Origin of the sequence: Streptomyces sp. ActVer (assembly GCF_027270795.1) — a bacterium.
Classification (GTDB): domain Bacteria; phylum Actinomycetota; class Actinomycetes; order Streptomycetales; family Streptomycetaceae; genus Streptomyces; species Streptomyces umbrinus_A.
In genome coordinates this window covers 1-2,927 of sequence record NZ_JAPWHT010000747.1, presented here as the reverse complement: position 1 = coordinate 2,927, position 2,927 = coordinate 1, and the positions used below count along the sequence as shown (strand labels likewise).

Below are 2,927 nucleotides of genomic sequence, written 5' to 3'. Positions count from 1 at the left end.
GCCGGTGTCGAGGTCCACAACCCCGACCTCGTCCTCGCCACGCTCAACGGCAAGGGCAAGCTGGAGATGGAGCTGACCGTCGAGCGCGGTCGCGGCTACGTCTCCGCCGTACAGAACAAGCAGGTCGGTCAGGAGATCGGGCGCATCCCGATCGACTCGATCTACTCGCCGGTCCTCAAGGTCACGTACAAGGTCGAGGCGACCCGTGTCGAGCAGCGCACCGACTTCGACAAGCTGATCGTCGACGTCGAGACCAAGCAGGCCATGCTTCCGCGTGACGCCATGGCGTCGGCGGGCAAGACCCTGGTCGAGCTGTTCGGTCTGGCCCGCGAGCTCAACATCGACGCCGAGGGCATCGACATGGGCCCGTCCCCGACGGACGCCGCCCTCGCCGCCGACCTGGTGCTGCCGATCGAGGAGCTCGACCTCACCGTCCGCTCCTACAACTGCCTCAAGCGCGAGGGCGTCCACTCCGTGGGTGAGCTCGTGGCTCGGTCCGAGGCGGACCTGCTCGACATCCGTAACTTCGGTGCGAAGTCGATCGACGAGGTCAAGGCGAAGCTGGCCGGGATGGGCCTGGGCCTGAAGGACAGCCCGCCCGGATTCGACCCGACCGCCGCCGCCGACGCCTTCGGCGCGGACGACGACGCGGACGCGGGTTTCGTGGAGACCGAGCAGTACTGAACCGTGCGCCACGACCGGGTCACGGGTGACCTGGGACAACAGTGGAGCCGGTGAACAGAAGACAGCACGCCAGAGGGCGTCCGCCGCAGCGGACGCCCTCTGATGCTTGGCTCTCTCAGGATGAGCCGGCCGGCACGTCACCCGCCTTGTCCGCGACGCCAACCTCCAAGAGCGCCGCACCGGTTGTTCCGAGGCAGACGAGGCCGGACGACTCGAGGACCCGGGCGTAACCCTTTGGGGCACCATCGAACGTAAGACCGACACTCTCCCGTCCCGCGGCATCCTTGACGGGGTCCACGACGAGTACGCCCGGCGGCGCGGCGACGCGAACGAGGCGCCGGCCGGACCAACCGTGCCCAGCTTGTCGCGGACCTTCGTCGTCGTACTCGCCGGACGGGTGCCACCACGGCCGCCCGGTGCGCGTCATGGTGGGCCGGGCAGGGGAGAATGAGGGCCGTACCCAACGGTCGACCCTTGCGGAGGAGCGGGCACATGCAGAATGCGCGAGCGGGGCAGGTCGCCGGGCCCGAGGACCTCATCGATGTGGCCCGCCTGGTCACGGCGTACTACGCGCGGCACCCGGACCCGGCCGAGCCCGGGCAGCGGGTGGCGTTCGGCACCTCGGGGCACCGCGGCTCGTCCCTCGCGGCGGCGTTCAACGAGGACCACATCGCGGCCACCAGCCAGGCCATCTGCGAGTACCGCGCCGCCCAGGGCACCGACGGCCCCCTCTTCCTCGGCGCCGACACCCACGCCCTGTCGGAGCCCGCGCGGATCACGGCACTTGAGGTGTTCGCCGCCAACGACGTGACCGTCCTCATCGACCAGACCGACGGCTACACGCCCACCCCGGCGGTCTCGCACGCCATCCTCACCCACAACCGGTCCCGCACTTCCGGTCTCGCCGACGGCGTGGTGGTCACCCCCTCGCACAACCCGCCCGCCGACGGCGGCTTCAAGTACAACCCGCCGAACGGCGGCCCCGCCGGATCCGAGGCGACCTCCTGGATCCAGGACCGCGCCAACGAGATCATCACCGGCGGCCTGAAGGACGTACGGCGCATCCCCTACACCCGCGCCCTGGCCGCACCCGGGACCGGCCGCCACGACTTCCTCGGCACCTACGTGGCCGACCTGCCGAACGTGCTGGACCTGGAGGCGATCCGGTCCGCCGGAGTCCGCATCGGCGCCGATCCGCTGGGCGGCGCCTCGGTCGCCTACTGGGGCCGGATCGCCGAACAGCACAGGCTCGACCTGACGGTGGTCAATCCGCTCACCGACCCCACCTGGCGCTTCATGACGCTGGACTGGGACGGCAAGATCCGTATGGACTGCTCCTCGCCGTACGCCATGGCCTCGCTCATCGAGCAGCGCGACCGGTTCGACATCGCCACCGGCAACGACGCCGACGCCGACCGGCACGGCATCGTCACGCCGGACGGCCTGATGAACCCCAACCACTATCTGGCCGTGGCGATCTCGTACCTGTTCTCGCACCGGGGGCAGTGGCCCGCGGGAGCCGGGATCGGCAAGACCCTGGTGTCGTCCAGCATGATCGACCGGGTCGCGGCGGACGTCGGCCGTCCGTTGATCGAAGTCCCCGTCGGCTTCAAGTGGTTCGTGGACGGCCTGTCCGACGGCACGCTCGGCTTCGGCGGCGAGGAGTCGGCGGGCGCGTCCTTCCTGCGGCGCGACGGCTCGGTGTGGACCACCGACAAGGACGGCATCATCCTGGCCCTGCTCGCCTCCGAGATCACGGCGGTCACGGGCGAGACCCCGTCGCAGCACTACGCCAAGCTCACCGACCGCTTCGGCGCCCCCGCCTACGCACGCGTCGACGCCCCGGCCACCCGCGAGGAGAAGGCCCTGCTCGCCAAGCTGTCCCCGCGTCAGGTCACCGCCGACACCCTCGCCGGCGAGCCGGTCACCACGGTGCTCACCGAGGCGCCCGGCAACGGCGCCGCCCTCGGCGGGATCAAGGTCGCCACCACCAACGCCTGGTTCGCGGCCCGCCCTTCGGGCACCGAGGACGTCTACAAGATCTACGGTGAGTCCTTCCTCGGCCCCGACCATCTGCGCCAGGTCCAGGAGGAGGCCAGGTCCGTGGTGCTGGCGGCGCTGAACGCCTGACGTGGACGAGAACGTGGTGACGGCGCTGGTCGCCGCCGGGGCCGCGATCGGCGGTGGGGCGATGGACCGGGGTGTTCACGCCCGCCGCCGCCAAACGCCAGGCCGAGGCCGCC

Annotated in this window: 2 protein-coding genes; both read left to right on the top strand. The window is 70.8% G+C overall.

From position 1 onward, the window contains the following. Nucleotides 1–684 (top strand): DNA-directed RNA polymerase subunit alpha (rpoA, locus tag O3Q52_RS51505; RefSeq protein WP_269655307.1); only part of this gene is annotated, 684 nt, incomplete at its 5' end. Nucleotides 685–1,176: 492 nt separating this feature from the next. Next, nucleotides 1,177–2,814 (top strand): phosphoglucomutase (alpha-D-glucose-1,6-bisphosphate-dependent), encoded by a 1,638-nt coding sequence (gene pgm / locus O3Q52_RS51500; protein ID WP_269655306.1) that lies wholly within the window; start codon nucleotides 1,177–1,179, stop codon nucleotides 2,812–2,814. Nucleotides 2,815–2,927 lie beyond the last annotated feature (113 nt).

Coding starts and splice junctions, on each gene's coding strand:
- pgm (WP_269655306.1), top strand. CDS start 1,177: ATGCAGAATGCGCGAGCGGGGCAGGTCGCCGGGCCCGAGGACCTCATC.